Annotated in this window: 16 protein-coding genes; 6 read left to right on the forward strand and 10 right to left on the reverse strand. The window is 59.0% G+C overall.

Annotated elements, in window-relative coordinates:
* The first annotated feature begins 17 nt into the window (after positions 1–17).
* The gene (locus AACS24_RS17880; RefSeq protein ID WP_033112901.1) at positions 18–536 is read left to right on the forward strand and encodes a DUF2062 domain-containing protein; all 519 of its coding nucleotides are present in this window, start codon (positions 18–20) and stop codon (positions 534–536) included.
* Positions 530–1,027, forward strand: coding sequence for a DUF2062 domain-containing protein (locus AACS24_RS17885; protein ID WP_033112902.1), 498 nt, complete (start codon positions 530–532; stop codon positions 1,025–1,027). Before AACS24_RS17880 ends, AACS24_RS17885 begins: the two co-directional genes overlap by 7 nt.
* A gap of 77 nt (positions 1,028–1,104) precedes the next feature.
* Here the strand turns inward: AACS24_RS17885 and AACS24_RS17890 are convergent, their stop codons facing one another.
* The 9 genes from AACS24_RS17890 to glpT all read right to left on the reverse strand — a co-directional run bounded on the left by AACS24_RS17890 (position 1,105) and on the right by glpT (position 10,992).
* On the reverse strand, positions 1,105–2,295 hold the full coding sequence (locus tag AACS24_RS17890; RefSeq protein ID WP_108571519.1) for an amino acid aminotransferase: 1,191 nt from the start codon (positions 2,293–2,295) through the stop codon (positions 1,105–1,107).
* A 145-nt stretch (positions 2,296–2,440) separates the two neighbouring features.
* Positions 2,441–3,382 carry a hypothetical protein gene (locus AACS24_RS17895; RefSeq protein ID WP_181364225.1) on the reverse strand — a complete coding sequence of 314 codons (942 nt, stop codon included), beginning with the start codon at positions 3,380–3,382 and terminating at the stop codon, positions 2,441–2,443.
* A 183-nt stretch (positions 3,383–3,565) separates the two neighbouring features.
* Complete coding sequence (hdfR, locus tag AACS24_RS17900; RefSeq protein WP_041208513.1) at positions 3,566–4,438, reverse strand: HTH-type transcriptional regulator HdfR; 873 nt, start codon at positions 4,436–4,438, stop codon at positions 3,566–3,568.
* On the reverse strand, positions 4,438–4,809 hold the full coding sequence (maoP, locus tag AACS24_RS17905) for a DUF413 domain-containing protein (protein WP_033112906.1): 372 nt from the start codon (positions 4,807–4,809) through the stop codon (positions 4,438–4,440). The genes hdfR and maoP overlap by 1 nt, the downstream gene beginning before the upstream one ends.
* Before the next feature lie 299 nt (positions 4,810–5,108).
* Complete coding sequence (eco, locus tag AACS24_RS17910) at positions 5,109–5,591, reverse strand: serine protease inhibitor ecotin (protein ID WP_033112907.1); 483 nt, start codon at positions 5,589–5,591, stop codon at positions 5,109–5,111.
* Positions 5,592–5,810: 219 nt separating this feature from the next.
* Positions 5,811–6,899: a glycerophosphodiester phosphodiesterase gene (gene glpQ, locus AACS24_RS17915; protein ID WP_108571521.1), complete on the reverse strand. Its 1,089-nt coding sequence runs from the start codon at positions 6,897–6,899 to the stop codon at positions 5,811–5,813.
* Positions 6,900–6,994: 95 nt separating this feature from the next.
* Complete coding sequence (gene glpD, locus AACS24_RS17920; RefSeq protein ID WP_108571522.1) at positions 6,995–8,482, reverse strand: glycerol-3-phosphate dehydrogenase; 1,488 nt, start codon at positions 8,480–8,482, stop codon at positions 6,995–6,997.
* 293 nt (positions 8,483–8,775) lie between these two features.
* Positions 8,776–9,534 carry a DeoR/GlpR family transcriptional regulator gene (locus AACS24_RS17925; protein ID WP_033112910.1) on the reverse strand — a complete coding sequence of 253 codons (759 nt, stop codon included), beginning with the start codon at positions 9,532–9,534 and terminating at the stop codon, positions 8,776–8,778.
* A 102-nt stretch (positions 9,535–9,636) separates the two neighbouring features.
* Positions 9,637–10,992 carry a glycerol-3-phosphate transporter gene (gene glpT / locus AACS24_RS17930; protein ID WP_108571523.1) on the reverse strand — a complete coding sequence of 452 codons (1,356 nt, stop codon included), beginning with the start codon at positions 10,990–10,992 and terminating at the stop codon, positions 9,637–9,639.
* A gap of 491 nt (positions 10,993–11,483) precedes the next feature.
* Between glpT and AACS24_RS17935 the strand changes: the two genes are divergently transcribed.
* The 4 genes from AACS24_RS17935 to AACS24_RS17950 all read left to right on the forward strand — a co-directional run bounded on the left by AACS24_RS17935 (position 11,484) and on the right by AACS24_RS17950 (position 16,464).
* Entirely contained in the window at positions 11,484–12,332 is an 849-nt protein-coding gene (locus AACS24_RS17935; RefSeq protein ID WP_033112912.1) for an MIP/aquaporin family protein, read from the forward strand.
* Positions 12,333–12,386: 54 nt separating this feature from the next.
* On the forward strand, positions 12,387–13,889 hold the full coding sequence (gene glpK, locus AACS24_RS17940) for a glycerol kinase GlpK (RefSeq protein WP_033112913.1): 1,503 nt from the start codon (positions 12,387–12,389) through the stop codon (positions 13,887–13,889).
* Positions 13,890–14,084: 195 nt separating this feature from the next.
* Positions 14,085–16,061 (forward strand): methyl-accepting chemotaxis protein, encoded by a 1,977-nt coding sequence (locus AACS24_RS17945; protein WP_108571524.1) that lies wholly within the window; start codon positions 14,085–14,087, stop codon positions 16,059–16,061.
* A gap of 184 nt (positions 16,062–16,245) precedes the next feature.
* On the forward strand, positions 16,246–16,464 hold the full coding sequence (locus AACS24_RS17950) for a hypothetical protein (protein ID WP_108571525.1): 219 nt from the start codon (positions 16,246–16,248) through the stop codon (positions 16,462–16,464).
* Positions 16,465–16,619: 155 nt separating this feature from the next.
* Here AACS24_RS17950 and AACS24_RS17955 read toward each other — a convergent pair.
* Positions 16,620–17,166, reverse strand: a 547-nt coding sequence (locus AACS24_RS17955) for a LysR substrate-binding domain-containing protein (protein ID WP_258222989.1), incomplete at its 5' end; no start/stop codon positions are given.

A 17,166-nucleotide genomic window follows, 5' to 3' on the forward strand; every position in this document is an offset into this window, starting at 1 on the left:
TTTAGCAAGGTTTCAATATGCCCAAACGACTCATCAAACGCTGGATGCCCGACCCGCAAACCCTGAAAGAACACAAGCACTTGCGCCTCTTTGGTCGCCTGCTGCTCGATGCCAATCTCTGGCATCTCAACCGGCGATCGGCCGCGGGCGCCTTCGCCGTGGGGCTGTTCATGGCCTGGGTGCCGCTCCCCTGCCAGATGTTGCTGGCCGCCGGGCTCGCCATCGCCTGCCGGGTCAATCTGCCCCTCGCGGTGGCGCTGGTCTGGCTATCCAATCCACTGACCATTCCCCCCATGCTCTATGGCGCCTATCTGGTCGGTTGCCAGTTGCTGGGGCAGACCTCGCAACATGTCGACATCCAGTTCACCTGGGCCTGGCTGGCATCGGTATTTGAAACCGTCGCCCCGCCGCTCCTGCTGGGCTCGCTGGTACTGGCCCTGCTCAGCTCGCTCACCGGTTACGCCGTGATCCGCACCTTCTGGCGCATCAGCACGGTGCGTCAATGGCAAAAACGCAAGGTGGCACGCCCATGCTGAGTCGCTGGCTCTCCCGTTTCAAAATCGATCCCGATACCCTGCGCAAGCAGAAGTGGTTTGCCCTGTTTGGTGAGCGACTGCTCGCTCCCGCCCTCTGGCAAGGGGGCACCCGCGCCCTTAGCGGCGCCGTGGCGGCCGGCATCTTCGCCTGCTGGTTCCCCATCCCGATGCATTCGCTGATCGCGGTCGGGCTGGCGCTGGCGTTCAGCCTCAACCTGCCGCTGGCGCTGCTGGCTGTCTGGTTCAACAACCCGCTCACCCTCCCCTTCATGTACCTCTATGCCTATCGCACCGGCTGTCTGGTGCTGCACAAGACGCCGGAGCCTTTCCACCTCACCTGGACGCTCCACTGGCTGGAGCAGGAAGCGGCAACGCTGGTTCCCCCCTTCCTGCTCGGCAGCATGCTGCTGGCGGTGCTCACCGCACTGCTTGGCGGCGCCCTCACCTTGCTGGTGCTTCAGCTGCGCCGCTGGTTGCAGGGCTCTCGCTGAACCGCTCACCCGGCTGGATCAAAAAAGCCCGTCACTGGCGTGACGGGCTTTTTCAGTAGTGCGGTTAACGGCTGGCGTTAGAGCACCTTGGCGATGGCATCACAGAGCGGATCTATGTTGGCACGGGTGATACCGGCCACGCTGATCCGGCCGGAGCCGACGATATAGATGGCAAACTCGCTCTTGAGGCGCTCAACCTGATCCTTGGAGAGACCGGAGAAGGAGAACATGCCGTTCTGCTCGCGGATAAAGCTGAAATCCTGGTTCACGCCGCGCGCGGCCAGTTTCTCCACCAACAGCTCACGCATCTCGCGGATGCGCACCCGCATGGCGGCCACTTCTTCGATCCATTCGGCATAGAGCGCCGGATCGCTCACCACGGCGGTGACGACGGCCGCGCCGTGTGACGGCGGGTTGGAGTAGTTGGCACGAATGACGGTCTTGACCTGGGTGAAGGCCACGTCGGCGATCTCTTTGGTCGCACTGACCAGAGTGAAGGCACCGACCCGCTCGTTGTAGAGACCGAAGTTCTTGGAGAAGGAGCTCGCCACCAGCAGCTCGTCGTGGCACTCGGCAAAGATGCGCAGACCTTCGGCATCCTCTTCGATACCACGGGCAAAACCCTGATAGGCGAAGTCAAACAGCGGCAACCAGCCGGCGGCAGCACTCTGCTTGGCCAGGGCGCGCCACTGATCAGCTGTGGGGTCGATACCGGTCGGGTTGTGGCAGCAGCCGTGCAGCAGCACCAGATCGCCTGCCTGCACTTCAGCCAGCGAGGCCTGCATGGCGGCAAAGTCGAGCCCCTTGGTGGCAGCATCGTAGTACTTGTACCACTTGACGGTCAGACCCGCGGCCTGGAACACGCTGACATGGTTGGCCCAGGTGGGATCGGAGATCCAGATGGTCTTGGCCAGACCGTTGCGCACCACAAATTCGGCAGCGATGCGCAGGGCACCGGTCCCGCCCGGCGCTTGGGCGGTCTTGGCTCGGCCGCTGGCGACCAGCGCGAAGTTCTGCCCGAACAGCAGCTGCTGCACGATGCGGCCATATTCGATATTGCCTTCAATACCGAGGTAATTCTTGGTCTTCTCGTCGGTCAGGAGCTTCTGCTCAGCTTGCTTGACGCAGTGAAGAATGGGGGTGGCACCGGTCTCATCCTTGTAGATCCCGACCCCCAGATTGATTTTGTGGCTGCGAGAGTCGGCGCGGAAGGCTTCGGTCAGGCCCAGGATCGGATCCGCTGGGGCGGCAACAACCTTTTCAAACATGGTATTCCCTGTATTCCGTTGAGTTCATTGGGTGGCAAAGCGGCGTGGTAAACAAAAGCGCCCATCCGGCGAGCGCTTCGTCAACTCTTTATATCACCGCGTTCAGTGGGGGAAAACCGCTTTTTGGCCCGCGCTGGCGGGGATTTCAACCGACGGCATGCCACTCGGGTGCAAGGGCGCACACCTCGGCCGACAAGGCACCATTGGACTCAACCAAACCGTTACAAATTGCCAACAAGGATTTGGGGATCCGGCTCGGTTCCCAGCGACGAGCCTCCCCGAGCGGGGTGGCGTAGTTGGTGATAATGGGAGCCAGTGTTCTGGGCAGCCACCAGCTCGGCGGACGACTCAAGCGCTGGGCCAGCGTCACCACCCTGTCGACCCCGGCGGGATCGAGCGAGGTCAGGTGGCTCCACTGCACATTGGGTGGCAGCGCAGCGATCACCTGTTGCAGCGCCAGCTGGGCAGCCGTCGGCGCCCACACCAGCAAAGTACCGACAGGCAGTTGTAGCTCGGCAAAGGCACCGACGCTATCGGTGGTAATCACCCGCAACAGCTCCCCCTCCCCCCACAGGATCTTGCCAAGGCTGGCCAGGGTACGCTCGGGGAGCGCTATTTCACCGAGGGCCTGCAGCCAGGGAGCGGCATCGAGCAGGGTGCCACCGCTGAAAAAGAGGCTGAACGGCTGGACGGCGCGCAGGCGCAGCAGCTGATCGGCGCAGAGCCGGATCCCCTTGTCTTCGAAGTCGATCTGCTCGTTGGGGGTGAAGTTCACCTCGCTCTTGCGATAGAGCGCGGCGAGCACCCGTTCGTTAACCAGCTCTCCCAGCTGCCACCCCTGCCCGTGCAGCCACTCCTCCAGCGCAGGCGGCGCCGTGGCGATCTCCGCCAGCATCAGTTCGCGAGTCAGATAGCGGCGCCCGGCCGGAGTCAATTCATAGCTATGGTTGCCGTGGGCAAGCAGCAGCTGGTTATCCTTGAGCAGACCTATCAGCGGTTGCCATTGCCGGCCCCGGATCACCGCAGGCGAACACTCGAGCAGCTGTTGCGCCAACGCCCGCCATTCGGGGTGACTAAAGTCGATCATGTGCACTTCATCCCTGTAAATCGCATCCCTGTAACTGGCTGACAGACAAAGAGCCTGAAAAGGTACAGTTACCGGCTGATGACGCCAACCCTTCTGCGTCAATTACGTGACCTCTCCCCCGCCTTTGCGCCAGAAATAGACAGCCCACCGAGAGGTGGGCTGTGACGAAAGATGAGGCAGAAACTATTCGGCGGCGAGCCGCAGTTCGGCATCATGCCAGCCGAGCGGCAATGTCAGCAGCTGATCGATCAGCTCGCGGCGATCTGATTTCTCCAGATAGGCAAGATAGAGCGGGCGGCTGAGCGGCTGGCCCCCTTCTACCAGATGCAACGCCCCTTTCTCGAGGAAGGGGCTGACCATGCGCCGCGGCAGATAGGCGGCGCCGCCGTTGGCCAGCACAAATTGCAGCGCCATGCTGGCAGAGCTGGAGTGCAGCACCGGGGTCTTTTGCAGGCTCTGCAACCGGCTCGGCTGCGGCTCAAAGCTGGTACCCCAGTCGAGATGGATATGGGGCATCTGCATCAGGTTGTCGGCATTGGCCGCCGGATCCCGGCTCACCAACTCGAACACCAGCTCCCCAATGGGGTGCAGGGCGATCTCGTCGATCTTGGTCGGCTCGGAGAGCAGGGCCAGATCGAGGGAGCGCTCCAGCAACTGACGGCAGAGGTGCTCGCGGGAAGCCGTTTCCAGCCGCACCGCCAAACCTGGCGCCAGCGCATAGATGTGGTTGAGCCAGTCATTGAAATCGAGCTCCCAGAAGACGGCGGGAGCACCGATAGCCAGTTGCTGGCTGAAACCGGGCGACAACGCCACATCCTGTTTGGCACGACCGAGGGTATGGAGAATGGCGTCTGCATAGGGCAGCAGACGCTCACCGGAGGCTGTCAAACGGATGTTGTTGCGATGACGGGCAAACAGACTGACCCCGAGTTGCTGTTCAAGCTGGCGGATCCTGAAGCTCACCGCCGACTGGGTCAGATATAGATTTTCAGCAGCCCGGCCAAAGTGCCGGGTCTTGCTCACCTCGATAAAGGTCCGAAGCAGCTCGGTATCCATTAATCGATGGACTCGTCACTGCCACCGCCGCTACCACCGCCGACATCAAAGCTGCCGCCACCGCTGCTCTCTTCGCTGGCGCCGCCAACGACGGTGCAGAGACGGTGAACACGCTTGGGCCCGATCACCTTGAGGTACTTGAACCATACCTTGGCGTGGGGGTTGGCACCGGCAGCACCGGATTTAACCTGCTCGATGAAGGCAGCCTCTACATCGTCACGGGGGGCAAGGGTGCCCTGATAGAGTGACAGCATGGCGGTGCCGTATTTTTCCAGACTATCCGCTTCGGCCACAGTGAATTCGCCACTGCGACGCAGGCCACGGGGAAAATGTTTGAAGTCGTTGAAACGCTTGTCTGATTCGAAGCTCATAATGCTCTTTTTTCTGGTTAGTTTGACCTTTGCGGGCAAGTATCATCAGGCCATCGCCGAGTGCAAAATCAATTTTCTTACTATGTTAATAAATATCTTTCATCGAAGCTGCATTATCCGTCAGACAGGGCCGATTTTGCGGGGAAGCACACAAAAATCGTTGATAAATAACAGGCTTATGTAAAATTTCGTAAACATTGCCGGGGGGTTTTCAGATAAATCGGGCAAAAAATAAAGCGCCATACGGCGCTTTATTTGTTTCGTCAGGTGAACCAGCTGAACTTTTGGTGCAAAGATCGTTACTCGATCATGGCTGGCTGTGCCAGGTTGTCGGCACGCCACAAACGGTAGCGCACTTCGTACTCCTGCGGCACGTAGATCACGAACGGCAGCTTGGAGTTGTAGTTCACGAAGAAACCCTGACCATAGATCTGGACGAAGGTCTCTTTCTTCTGGCCATCCGGGCAAGCCATCAGGGTGCTGATGGGGTCAGAGACCTGACCCAGTTGCAGATAGTTGTAGCCCCAGCCCTTGACGCTGTGCTGTTCCAGGTTGCCCGCAAAACGCGGCACGTTGCAGTCAACCATCATCTTCTTGCCGACCTGCAGCTCGACCATCATGTCGGCTTCGTTTTCGACTTCAGGCAGGCGGATCACCACACGTTCCTGATTCACGTCAGCGGCTGGGAACATGCTGATATCAAATTTTTTCGGCTCGGCGGCGAAGGCATGGCCACCCAGCAACAAGGCGCCCAGCAGGCTAAAACGCAATACGGTTTTCATCTGTACCTCTTGGGGTTGGTTCAACGCCGCTAGACTAACCGCTCTGCCGATTTCATGCCAGCGCTCTGCAACGTAAAAAGTACGTAAAATGATGCAGATCCGGCACACGATGACGTGATTTGGCTATTTTCTGACACCGCGCACACTCCCTTGCAGCTCCCATTAAATAAAAAGCGAGGCCATCTGGCCCCGCACTGAATTCAAATGACACTTTGCCAACTATTTCCGTGTCCCTTCATGGGCTTGGATGACGGCAACCGCCTTGTCGGGGAAGTCGCTGAATACTCCGTCCACATCGGCCTGATAGAGGAAGATGTTGAGCAGATCAGTGAAGTCTTTCGCATAGGCCGGGATCTGCCCCTCATCCTGACGGAAGGTATATGGGTGAACCTTGAGACCCGCCGCGTGGGCCTCTTTTACCATGCCGGTGAAGGTCGGTTTACCCAAGGTACCCGGCTCCGGCACTATCATCGGTTTCCACGGGCCGATCCCCTCGGCGTAACTGGCGATCTCCTTCATGGCGCCCGGCTTGAACATCCAGTCATAGCTGTAGGGGGTTGCCTTGCCTTTGGCGTCATAGACCATGGTCTCGTTCCAGTCGGTCTCGGCCATCAGCTGCACCAGTTTGAGATCCATGCCCATAGCCGGCATCAGCTCGCTGTTGATGCGCTTGAGCTCGTTGGTGTCGAAACACTGCAGATAGACCTTGTCATCCTTGCTGGTGTAGCCGTACTGCTTCAATACCTTCAGCACCGCCTTGGAGATGTCTTTGCCCTCGTGGCGGAACAGCCAGGGGGCTTTAATCTCCGGGTAGATACCGATGTTCTTGCCGGTGCTCTTGTTGAGTCCCTGGATCATCTCGATCTCTTCCTGGAAAGTGTGGATCTTGAAGCTGGACTGCCAGAGCGGGAAGCGCGCCGGATAGACCGGAACCTGCTTGCCGTCCACCAGCTGGAACGGCTCGGTCATGCGCAGGGAGCGCACTTCATCCAGGGTGAAATCCACCACATAGTAGCGACCATCCGGGCGGGCCCGGCCGGGGAAGCGCTCGGCCACATCGGTGATGCCGTCGAGGAAGTGATCGTGCATCACCACCAGCTGGTCATCCTTGGTCATCACCAGATCCTGCTCCAGATAGTCGGCCCCCATTCCGTAGGCCAATGCCTTGGACTCTAGGGTGTGCTCGGGCAGGTAGCCGGAGGCGCCCCGGTGAGCGATCACTATCTTGCCTTCGTCGGCGGCCAGAACAGGTAATGAGAGGGATGCCCCAAGGCTTAGCGCAATGAGGGAGACGGTGAGTTTTTTCATATGTGACACTCTTTATTATTGTGTGTAGGTAGTTGTTATATCAGAGGTTTATTGCAGTTATAGGAAGGGCGACGCAGGGCCGCCCTTCAGAGGATTCAGCTTGCTTTGCGCAGGCCGTGGTGATGGTGTGCCAGCCATTCACCCAGTTGCTGTTGCTCGGAATCGGACAGGCGCAGCCCCAGCTTGCTGCGACGCCAGAGGATATCTTCCAGAGTGCAGGCCCACTCCCGCTCGATAAGGTAGCGAACCTCAGATTCGTATAGTCCGGCACCAAAGTGCTGGCCACGGGGCTCCTTGAGCCAGAGCCGGGCATGGGCGCCATAGGCTTCGGCGATACGCAGGGCGCTGCGATCATCGAGCCAGTCAAACTCCAGCGCAAAGGCGCGTGCCAGCTCGCGAACCGAGCAGTCAAACTCACCGCCTGGCAACCGGCTGCTGGCAGTCCAGTCCTCCCCCATCTGGTTGAACCAGGGCTTGAGCTTGTTGCAGGCGGCCTGAGCCAGCTTGCGGTAAGTGGTGAGCTTGCCGCCAAATACCGAGAGCAGCGGCGCACCGTCGGATTCACCGGAGAGTTCGAGGGTGTAGTCGCGCGTCACCGCTTGCGGCGAGTCGGATTCGTCATCGCACAGCGGACGCACCCCGGCATAAGTCCAGATCACGTCTTTGGGTGCGATCTGGCGGGTGAAGTGGGCGTTGACCACCTTGCACAAGTAGTTGATCTCGGCGTCACTAATCTTCGCTTCGCGCGGGCTGCCCTTGTGCTCCACATCGGTAGTGCCGATGAGGGAGTAGTCCTGCTGATAAGGGATGACGAAGACGATGCGGTTGTCCTCGTTTTGCAGGATGTAGGCCTCTTCGCGCTCATGGATGCGCGGCACTATCATGTGGCTGCCCTTGATCAGGCGAATGCCGCGCGGGGATTTCTCGTGCAGGCTCTCGTCATAGAAGGTCTTGACCCAGGGGCCGGCCGCATTGACCAGACCGCGGCAAGTGACGCTGAACTGCTCGCCCCCTTCCCGCTCCAGAGCCAACGTCCAGTGCTTGGAGCCGCGCACCGCCTTGACGCAGCGGGTGCGGGTCTGCACATCGGCCCCCTTGTCGCGCGCCATCATGGCGTTGAGCACCACCAGGCGGGCATCGTCGACCCATGCGTCCGAATACTCGAATCCCTTGTTGATACCGGTGGTGAGGCCATCTTGCGGCAAGAAGCGCACGCCACAGCTCCCCTTGAGCTTGTCGCGCTTGGCCAGATTGTCATAGAGGAAGAGACCGGCGCGGATCATCCAGGCCGGACGCAGGTGCGGGCGATGGGGCAACCGAAAACGCATGGGACGGGCGATGTGAGGCGCCATGCCGAGCAGCACCTCCCGCTCCGCCAGCGCCTCTTTCACCAACCGGAATTCGTAATGTTCGAGATAGCGCAGACCACCGTGGATCAACTTGCTGGAGTTGGAAGAGGTGGCTGAGGCGAGATCCTGCGCCTCGAACAGGGCAACTTTCAAACCCCGCCCTGCCGCATCAGCTGCAATGCCTACCCCGTTGATGCCGCCACCAACGACGACCAGATCATAATGTTCGCTCATGTTCACCTACTTTCATTTTTATGATTGCCATGACAGCAATGTTTGATTTCGCTCATTTTAGAACATAAAAAAGCATCAAACGAACATTTAGTTGTAAAAGTGTGATCACAATGTGCAGCCAAACAGGCTTGGCGCTTCGCGTTGGGCAATGAAAGGAGGTGTTGCCAATACCATGGCAATGACGTTCAAAAAACGAAGGGGGGAAGAGCAGGAACGCAATACCCCAAAGGGGGGGGTAACGGAAGGGAGGCCGCCCGACAGGGCGACCTGAACTCCACAACACAGGCGCTATATCAGCAGATATGGCAGGCGACCTGATGCTGGGCCATCAATCTTGTCAATTTCTCGGGCGGCTCCTGGTCGGTAAAGAGCGCGTGAACCTGATTGATGTTGCCGAGGTTGACCATGGCATTGCGACCAAACTTGGTGTGGTCAGCCGCCAGAAAGACTTGGCGGGAGTGGGCGATGATGGCCTGGGCGATCTTCACCTCGTGATAGTCGAAATCGAGAAGGGAGCCGTCGTTGTCGATACCCGAGATGCCGATGACGCCATAGTCCATGCGGAACTGGCCGATAAAGTCGCGGGTTGCCTCCCCCACGATGCCGCCATCCCGGTTGCGGATCTCGCCACCGGCGATGATAACGGTGAAGTCATCCTTGGCGGTGAGAATGCTGGCCACGTTGAGGTTGTTGGTGACGATGCGCAGCTCGCGGTGATCAAGCAGGGCACGGGCAATGGCCTCGGTAGTGGTGCCGATATCGATAAAGAGGGAGGAGCCATCGGGAATATTGGCGGCTACCTCGCGGGCGATACGCTCTTTCTCCTTGAGCTGCATCACTTTGCGGGCGCTGTAGGCGGTATTGACGGTACTCGAATGCAGGGAGGCACCGCCATGATGGCGCCGGATCTTGTTCTGTTCGGCGAGATCGTTCAGATCCCGGCGAATGGTCTGGGGACTGACATCAAAATGGGTCACCAGATCGTCGGTCGAGACAAATCCCTGCCGCGTCAGGACGTCCAGGATTTCCAGATGTCGTTGGGTTTGCTTCACGCTTGCACTCCGATGATGAGACGAAAAAAGGCCCCGGCAGGTGCGGGGCCTTTTGGCAGTTTACCCGATCCCCTTGGGGATCAATAAGCTGAGGATCACGTTTTATGCCTTATGCGCCTCGGCTCTGGCTGCCACGGCGAGGTTCTCGTGCTTGAGGGTCATCGCCAGCAAGATGATGGAGAGCACGCAGGATACGGTCAGCACCATAAAGCCGCCGTCCCAGCCGAAGTGGTCAACGGTGTAGCCCAGCATGGCGTTGGCAGCCACAGCGCCACCCAGATAACCAAACAGACCGGTGAAACCTGCCGCAGTACCAGCTGCTTTCTTCGGCGCCAGCTCCAGCGCATAGAGACCGATCAGCATGACAGGGCCGTAGATGAGGAAGCCGATGGCCACCAGTGCCAGCATGTCGACGGTCGGGTTGCCGGCCGGGTTGAGCCAGTAGACCAGCACGAACAGGGTTACCAGCACCATGAACAGGATACCGGCCGGAGCACGGCGGCCCTGGAACATCTTGTCAGAGATCCAGCCGCACAGCAGGGTGCCCGGAATACCGGCCCACTCATAGAGGAAGTAAGCCCAGGAGGATTTGTCGACGCTGAAATCCTTGGCCTCTTTCAGGTAGGTCGGCGCCCAGTCCAGCACACCGTAACGAATGAGGTAAACGAAGGCGTTGGCAATGGCGATGTACCACAGCAGTTTGTTGTGCAGCACGTACTTGACGAAGATCTCCTTGGCGGAAAACTCCTGCTCGTGGCTCTCGTTGTAATCCTTCGGATAGTCGTTCTTGTACTCCTCGATGGGAGGCAGACCGACCGATTGCGGGGTATCGCGCATCACGAAGAAGGCGATCACCGCGATGGCTGCCGCTGCGGCTGCCGGAACATAGAAGGCACTGCGCCAGTCGTTGAACCAACCCATCCCCAGAATAAACAGCGGACCAATCATGCCGCCACCCACGTTGTGAGCCACGTTCCAGACCGAGACCACCTCGCCCCGCTCTTTCTGTGACCACCAGTGCACCATGGTGCGACCGCAGGGCGGCCAGCCCATGCCCTGTGCCCAGCCGTTCAGGAACAAGAGCACGAACATGATGCCGATGCTGGAGGTGGCCCAGTGCATGGTACCCATCATGAACATCAGCGCAGCTGACAGCAGCAGGCCGGCAGAGAGGAAGTAACGGGCGTTGGAGCGGTCAGAGACGTTCCCCATCAGGAACTTGGAGAGACCATAGGCGATGGACACCCCGGAGAGGGCAAAGCCGAGATCTCCGCGGGAAAACCCCTGCTCGACCAGGTAGGGCATGGCCAGACTGAAGTTTTTCCGCACCAGATAGTAGCCGGCGTAACCGAAGAAGATCCCGAAGAACACTTGCCAACGCATGCGTTTGTAGAAGGGGTCGACCTTGTCGGCCGGGAGCCTGTCGATGTGCGCCGCAGGCCTGAAGAGACTAAGCATGTTCTGCTTCCTTATTGTTGTTATGGGCTGTTGAGGGTGCCCTTGAACAGTCAGACGAATCAGGTGAGTCCATTGATTCGTAAGCGAGCCAATTGTGCTCATATGCGCTCATAAGTTCTGTGATGCATGCTCAAATATTGCAGTTTTATTACAAAAAAAAGCTCCAAATGAGAAAACGCTCATCAAGCGTCATCCCTTGTACAGCAAGGGTTAGCGACTACCCCATAGGGGGTATTATGGAGATTACATATTGCTTTACGTCACATTTTCTTAGCAATGAGTGGGATCTTGTCCACATTTCCCATGGCGGGGGGATGGTGAAATTTATGGGAAGGTTTATTTTCTCTCACGTCCGAGAACGAGCGAAAACGAACATAACGTTTGCGCAAGAAGAATAAAGAACAAGGAAACGTTTTCGGTCGCAATGGATAGCCACAATAAAGATAAAACGGAACATCAAACCTCTACGGGTGGATACCTAAGGAATACTTATGAGCATACAAAGACCCAATACCCTGCTTGGCGAGTGCATCGCCGAGTTTATCGGAACCGGCCTGCTGATCTTCTTCGGCGTCGGGTGTGTCGCCGCACTGGTACTGGCGGGAGCCAACTTCGGGCAGTGGGAAATTTCCATTACCTGGGGTCTGGGCGTTGCCATCGCCATCTATGTGACCGGCGGTATTTCTGGTGCCCACCTCAACCCGGCCGTCACCCTGGCGCTGATGACCTTCGCCGGTTTCGACAAGCGCAAAGTGGTGCCCTACATCATCGCCCAGATCGCCGGCGCCTTTTGCTTCGCCGCGCTGGTCTACTTCCTCTATAGCAACCTGTTCACCCAGTGGGAAGTGACCCACAACGTGGTGCGCGGCAGCGTCGAGAGCCTCGGCACCGCCGGGATCTTCTCTACCTATCCCAATGGCGCTATCTCCAACCTGCAGGCCTTCACCGTCGAGCTGGTGATCACCGCCGTCCTGATGCTGGGCATCATGGCGCTGGGTGACAACAACAACGGCGCCCCCAAAGGCTTTGCCGCCGCCTTGCTGATCGGTATCCTGATCGCCGTGATCGGTGCCTCCCTCGGCCCGTTAACCGGTTTTGCCATGAACCCTGCCCGTGATTTTGGCCCCAAACTGTTTGCCTTCCTGGCCGGCTGGGGTGATGTGGCCATGACCGGTGGTCGTGACAACCCCTACTTCTGGGTCCCCATCCTTGGCCCCATCGTCGGTGCCCAGATTGGTACTGCCCTCTATGTCAAAGTGCTGGCTCCCTGTGTACCGGGCAACCGTGTTGCCGCCACCGAGCAAGCTGCCCAAACCGCCAAAGAAGAGGCCGCCGCCTAAGAGCGCCCCTCCCCAACGTGTAAAAACGTGGAAAATAAAAACGTGGAGAACATCATGTCTGCTGAAAAGAAATATGTCGTCGCTCTGGACCAGGGTACTACCTCTTCCCGCGCCATCGTCTTTGATCAGGATGCCAATATCGTTGGCACCTCCCAGCGCGAATTCACCCAGCACTACCCGAAAGCGGGCTGGGTAGAGCACGACCCGATGGAGATCTGGGCGACCCAGTCCTCCGTCTTCACCGAAGTGCTGGCCAAGACCGGCCTGCGCAGCGAAGAGATCGCCGCCATCGGTATCACCAACCAGCGTGAAACCACAGTGGTGTGGGAAAAAGCCACCGGCAAACCCATCTACAACGCCATCGTCTGGCAGTGCCGCCGCACCGCCGCCATCTGTGAAGAGCTGAAAGCGCGTGGTCTGGAAGAGTACGTGCGTGAAAACACCGGTCTGGTGCTGGATGCCTACTTCTCCGGTACCAAGGTGAAGTGGATCCTCGACAACGTCGAAGGTGCCCGCGAGAAGGCGATGAACGGCGAGCTGCTGTTCGGCACCATCGACACCTGGCTGGTGTGGAAGATGACCAACGGTGAAGTGCACGTCACCGATCCGACCAACGCCTCCCGTACCATGCTCTACAACATCCGCGATCTGAAGTGGGATCAGCGCATGCTGGACGAGCTGGGCATCCCCATGTCCATGCTGCCGGAAGTCAAACCCTCCTCCGAGGTCTATGGCTACACCACCCGTGGCGGCGGCTCCCGCATCCCCATCGCCGGTATCGCCGGTGACCAGCAGTCTGCCCTGTTCGGCCAGCTCTGCTTCGAAAAAGGGATGGCCAAGAACACCTACGGCACCGGCTGCTTCATGCTGATGAACACCGGTACCGAGCCGGTTCGCTCCAGTAACGGCCTGCTGACCACGGTCGCCATCGGCCCGAAAGGGGAAGTGAACTACGCGCTGGAAGGTGCGGTGTTTATGGGCGGTGCCACCATCCAGTGGCTGCGTGACGAGCTCAAGATCATTCACGATGCCCGCGACACCGACTACTTCGCCTCCAAGGTGGGTGACACCAACGGCGTCTATCTGGTACCGGCCTTCGTTGGTCTGGGGGCTCCCTACTGGGATCCGTATGCTCGCGGCACCATGGTCGGCCTGACCCGCGGCGCCAACCGCAACCACATCATCCGTGCCGCGCTGGAATCCATCGCCTATCAGAGCCGCGATGTGCTGGATGCGATGCAGCAGGACTCCGGCATCAAGCTGGCCGCCCTCAAGGTGGACGGCGGCGCTGTGGCCAACGACTTCCTGATGCAGTTCCAGTCCGACATGATGCATACCCCGGTGGTGCGTCCGACCCGTATCGAGACCACCGCCATGGGTGCCGCCTTCCTAGCAGGTCTTGCCGTCGGCTTCTGGAAGAGCTCGGACGAGCTGGAAGACAAGTTCAGCGTGGACCGCGAGTTCATCCCGCAGATGGACCGCGACGACCGAGCCAAACGCTACAGCGGTTGGAAAAAAGCGGTCGAGCGTTCACGCCGCTGGGCTGAAGAGGAGTGATCGGATAACCGATCCCCGTTGACCTGAAAAACAAGAGAGGCCGACACTCATGTCGGCCTCTCTTTTTACCTCTATATCCCCTCTCCATCCCTCGTCGCTATTCACTTATGCACTCGGCACAACGCAATTGAGCTGTTTATCTATAATTTGCTTCTGGGTCGCATCTGCGACCTGTTTTTTACAGGAGCTAGGGACATGGACAGAGCGATAAACCGATTTTCACTTCACTTCCTCTGGTCAGGACTCGGGATCAGAACCCGGATCCTCTCCGGTGTCGCCATACTGATGGTCATCGCCATCAGTTGTATCACCCTGATCCTGGAACAGATCTCCCACACTCAGGCGCAGCAGCGGGTCGAGCGCTATGAGCTGCCAAGCAGCGTGGATCGCATCGCCAACCAGCTCACTGCCGAACTGACCCACCACTTGACCGAAGCACAGGCACTGGCCAGCAACAGCTTCGTCATCGACTGGTTGGCTCAGGGGATGCCGGCAGCAGAGTGGCCCAAGATGGAGCACTATTTTCAGGCACTGCAGCAGCGCATTGGCGGCAATGTCTTTATCGCGCCGCTCCAGACCAATACCCTGATCAACTTCAGCGGTGGCCCCACCGCCCAGAAACAGCTGCACGAGTCAGACCTGAAAGATGACTGGTTCTACGGCTTTCTCAAACGCAATCACCCCTACGAGCTGAACCTCGATATCTCGGACTTTGACAAGCGCGCCTCGCTCTACATCAATACGGCGGTCACGTCCGAGGGCAAGACGCTGGCGGTAGCAGGCACTTCCATCAATATGAATGCGCTGCGCAAGCTCATCAGCAGCTACCGGATCGGCAAGAGCGGTCAGGTCTATATGGCTGATATGAACGGCTCCATCGAAATCCACCCGGATCAGGAGCAAGAGGGTGCGGCCCACCATCAGGCCGCTTTCCTTGCAACGGTCAAACAGCTCATTCCCAACGCCCATGAACAGGTTGCCGTCCAATCCCTTTCGCAGAATGGTGAAACCTACCTTATCGCGGTGCGTTACATACCGGCACTCAACCGCGTGCTGATCGGCGAGATAAACGGCGCCGAGCTGGAGGAGGGGTTGCATGAATCCCGTCAGCTCATCATCATCGTCTCGCTCGCCATCGGCACCCTAGCGATGCTGGCATCGGCCTGGCTCGCCCACTCCATCAGCCGTCCCATTCGCCTTGCGGCCGATGGCATGCACCACATCACCGCAGACCGGGATCTGGCAACCCGCCTCGACTTTTCCGACGAGTCGGAGCTGGGGTTGATGGCCCAGAGTTTCAACCGGCTGATCCAGAGCCTGAACCAGAGCTTCTACCGCTTCCAGCAATCGGGCAGCGCCCTGTCGGCCCAATCCTCCCAATCCCTGCATCAGGCGCAAGCGCTGGCTGGTGAGGCGTACCAGCAGGCCCAGAGCATTCAGGAGTTGACCAACGTCGTCACCATCATCGGGGATAATGCCGAACAGATAGCCAGCCGCTCCATGGGCGTCAACGAGGTGACCCACCATATCGCCGGCCATATGCGCACCATCGAGCAGGATGTCACCCAGAGTGCAAACCGGCTTGAGACGCTGCGCAGCAGCATTAGCACCTCATCAACCCTGCTCGATGAAGTGGTCAAGGACAGCAACGATATTACCCAGATCATGAACCTCATCCGCGACGTCTCGAACCAGACCAACCTGCTGGCCCTCAACGCCGCCATCGAAGCCGCCCGGGCGGGCGACATGGGGCGCGGTTTTGCCGTGGTGGCCGACGAGGTGCGCCAACTGGCGGTGCGCACCCAGACAGCGACCAAGGATGTGCAGGATCTGATCCTGCGCCTGCAGGAAGGGACCCGCCAGGCTAGCAACTCGATGACCGACTCGCGCACCTTGAGCGAAGAGGGATACAGCCGGATGAGTCAGGCCAAGGAGGTACTGATCGATGCCACCAGCCAGATCAATCAGGCGGCACTCGAGATCAACGAAATAAGCGCGCTGGCCCAATCCCAGCATCAGCAGATGGGGCAAGCCAAGGCCGCCCTCGACGAACTGGCCATGGTGGCTGAACATCAGCGCGAGCATGCAGAGGAGAGCAATGCCGCCAGTCGCGAGCTGTTCGAGCTGGCAAAAGCGATCGATGAGCAGATCCGCCAATACCGCATTCGTTGACCTGCCAGCCTCTCATGCAAATGAAAACGCCACCGCAAGGTGGCGTTTTCATTTTGCGAATCATTTTGCTAGCGCTCTCATAACAGGAATAACGAGAAAAACCACAACATATTGATTATTAACATGAAAAAAGATGGAACGGCGGTTGCTTAGTGATATCAGGCTCAATAAGAGGAATGAGATCATGAAACCGACCAGCACCCGCACCGCCCAAGAAGAGAATGCACTGACCCCCCGCGAAGGCACCTTTCTGATGATGGTCGCTCAACTGGTGGTCCTCACCACCATCGTACTGGCCGCTACCCTGGGCGGGCTCTCATGGCAGTGGACCCTGCTGCTGGCCATCCCCCCCGTCATCGGCGGCGCCCTGCTCAGCAGGGTCTGGGGCAAACTGCCACGGTAACTGCGCTTCAGCTCACACACCTTCCCGAACAGACGGCCGACCCTCAAGTTGGCCGTCTGTTTATCCGCCGCTTGGCTGCTGATTGACTGCGACGAATGAGCGACTTGTTCTTCGATAAGCAAACAGCAGCAACAAACCGCATAAACCAAGCTGCACTACAGGGTATGGCTGCCCAGCTGCTCTTTGAGAAAATCGAGCCAGACCCGCAGCCGGATATCCCGCTGGGCATCGGAGTAGAAGACCGCATTGATGGGGCGCGAGGCACCGCTGTTATTGCGCGCCAGCACCTCCACCAATGCCCCGCTCGCCCGATCCGGCCCGGTCATAAAGTCCGACAGACAGACGATCCCCTGCCCCACCAGCGCCAGCTGACGCAAGGTTTCACCGCTGCTGGCACGCAAACTGGGGGTGATGGCAAAGCGATCCCCCTGCTCGGCACTGAGCAGCGGCCAGTGGTTGAGGTGATCGGGATGCAAAAAGCCAAGCAGCTCGTGGCCGTTCAGCAGATCTGCCGGTTGGCGCGGGGTGCCGCGCCCGCTCAAATAGGCGGGAGAGGCCAGCAGCCGCAACCGCGAACGGCCCAGCGGCAGCGCACGCAGGGAGGAGTCGGTCAGCTCGCCGATGCGGATGGCCATGTCTACCCGCCGCTCCATCAGATTGATAAAGCCCTCCGAGCTATGCAGTTGCAGCTCGATGGCGGGG

Source organism: Aeromonas sp. HMWF016, from assembly GCF_963878195.1.
In the GTDB taxonomy this organism is placed as follows: Bacteria; Pseudomonadota; Gammaproteobacteria; order Enterobacterales; family Aeromonadaceae; genus Aeromonas; species Aeromonas lacus.

Coding starts and splice junctions, on each gene's coding strand:
- AACS24_RS17880 (WP_033112901.1), top strand. CDS start 18: ATGCCCAAACGACTCATCAAACGCTGGATGCCCGACCCGCAAACCCTG.
- AACS24_RS17885 (WP_033112902.1), top strand. CDS start 530: ATGCTGAGTCGCTGGCTCTCCCGTTTCAAAATCGATCCCGATACCCTG.
- AACS24_RS17890 (WP_108571519.1), bottom strand. CDS start 2,295: ATGTTTGAAAAGGTTGTTGCCGCCCCAGCGGATCCGATCCTGGGCCTG.
- AACS24_RS17895 (WP_181364225.1), bottom strand. CDS start 3,382: ATGATCGACTTTAGTCACCCCGAATGGCGGGCGTTGGCGCAACAGCTG.
- hdfR (WP_041208513.1), bottom strand. CDS start 4,438: ATGGATACCGAGCTGCTTCGGACCTTTATCGAGGTGAGCAAGACCCGG.
- maoP (WP_033112906.1), bottom strand. CDS start 4,809: ATGAGCTTCGAATCAGACAAGCGTTTCAACGACTTCAAACATTTTCCC.
- eco (WP_033112907.1), bottom strand. CDS start 5,591: ATGAAAACCGTATTGCGTTTTAGCCTGCTGGGCGCCTTGTTGCTGGGT.
- glpQ (WP_108571521.1), bottom strand. CDS start 6,899: ATGAAAAAACTCACCGTCTCCCTCATTGCGCTAAGCCTTGGGGCATCC.
- glpD (WP_108571522.1), bottom strand. CDS start 8,482: ATGAGCGAACATTATGATCTGGTCGTCGTTGGTGGCGGCATCAACGGG.
- glpT (WP_108571523.1), bottom strand. CDS start 10,992: ATGCTTAGTCTCTTCAGGCCTGCGGCGCACATCGACAGGCTCCCGGCC.
- AACS24_RS17935 (WP_033112912.1), top strand. CDS start 11,484: ATGAGCATACAAAGACCCAATACCCTGCTTGGCGAGTGCATCGCCGAG.
- glpK (WP_033112913.1), top strand. CDS start 12,387: ATGTCTGCTGAAAAGAAATATGTCGTCGCTCTGGACCAGGGTACTACC.
- AACS24_RS17945 (WP_108571524.1), top strand. CDS start 14,085: ATGGACAGAGCGATAAACCGATTTTCACTTCACTTCCTCTGGTCAGGA.
- AACS24_RS17950 (WP_108571525.1), top strand. CDS start 16,246: ATGAAACCGACCAGCACCCGCACCGCCCAAGAAGAGAATGCACTGACC.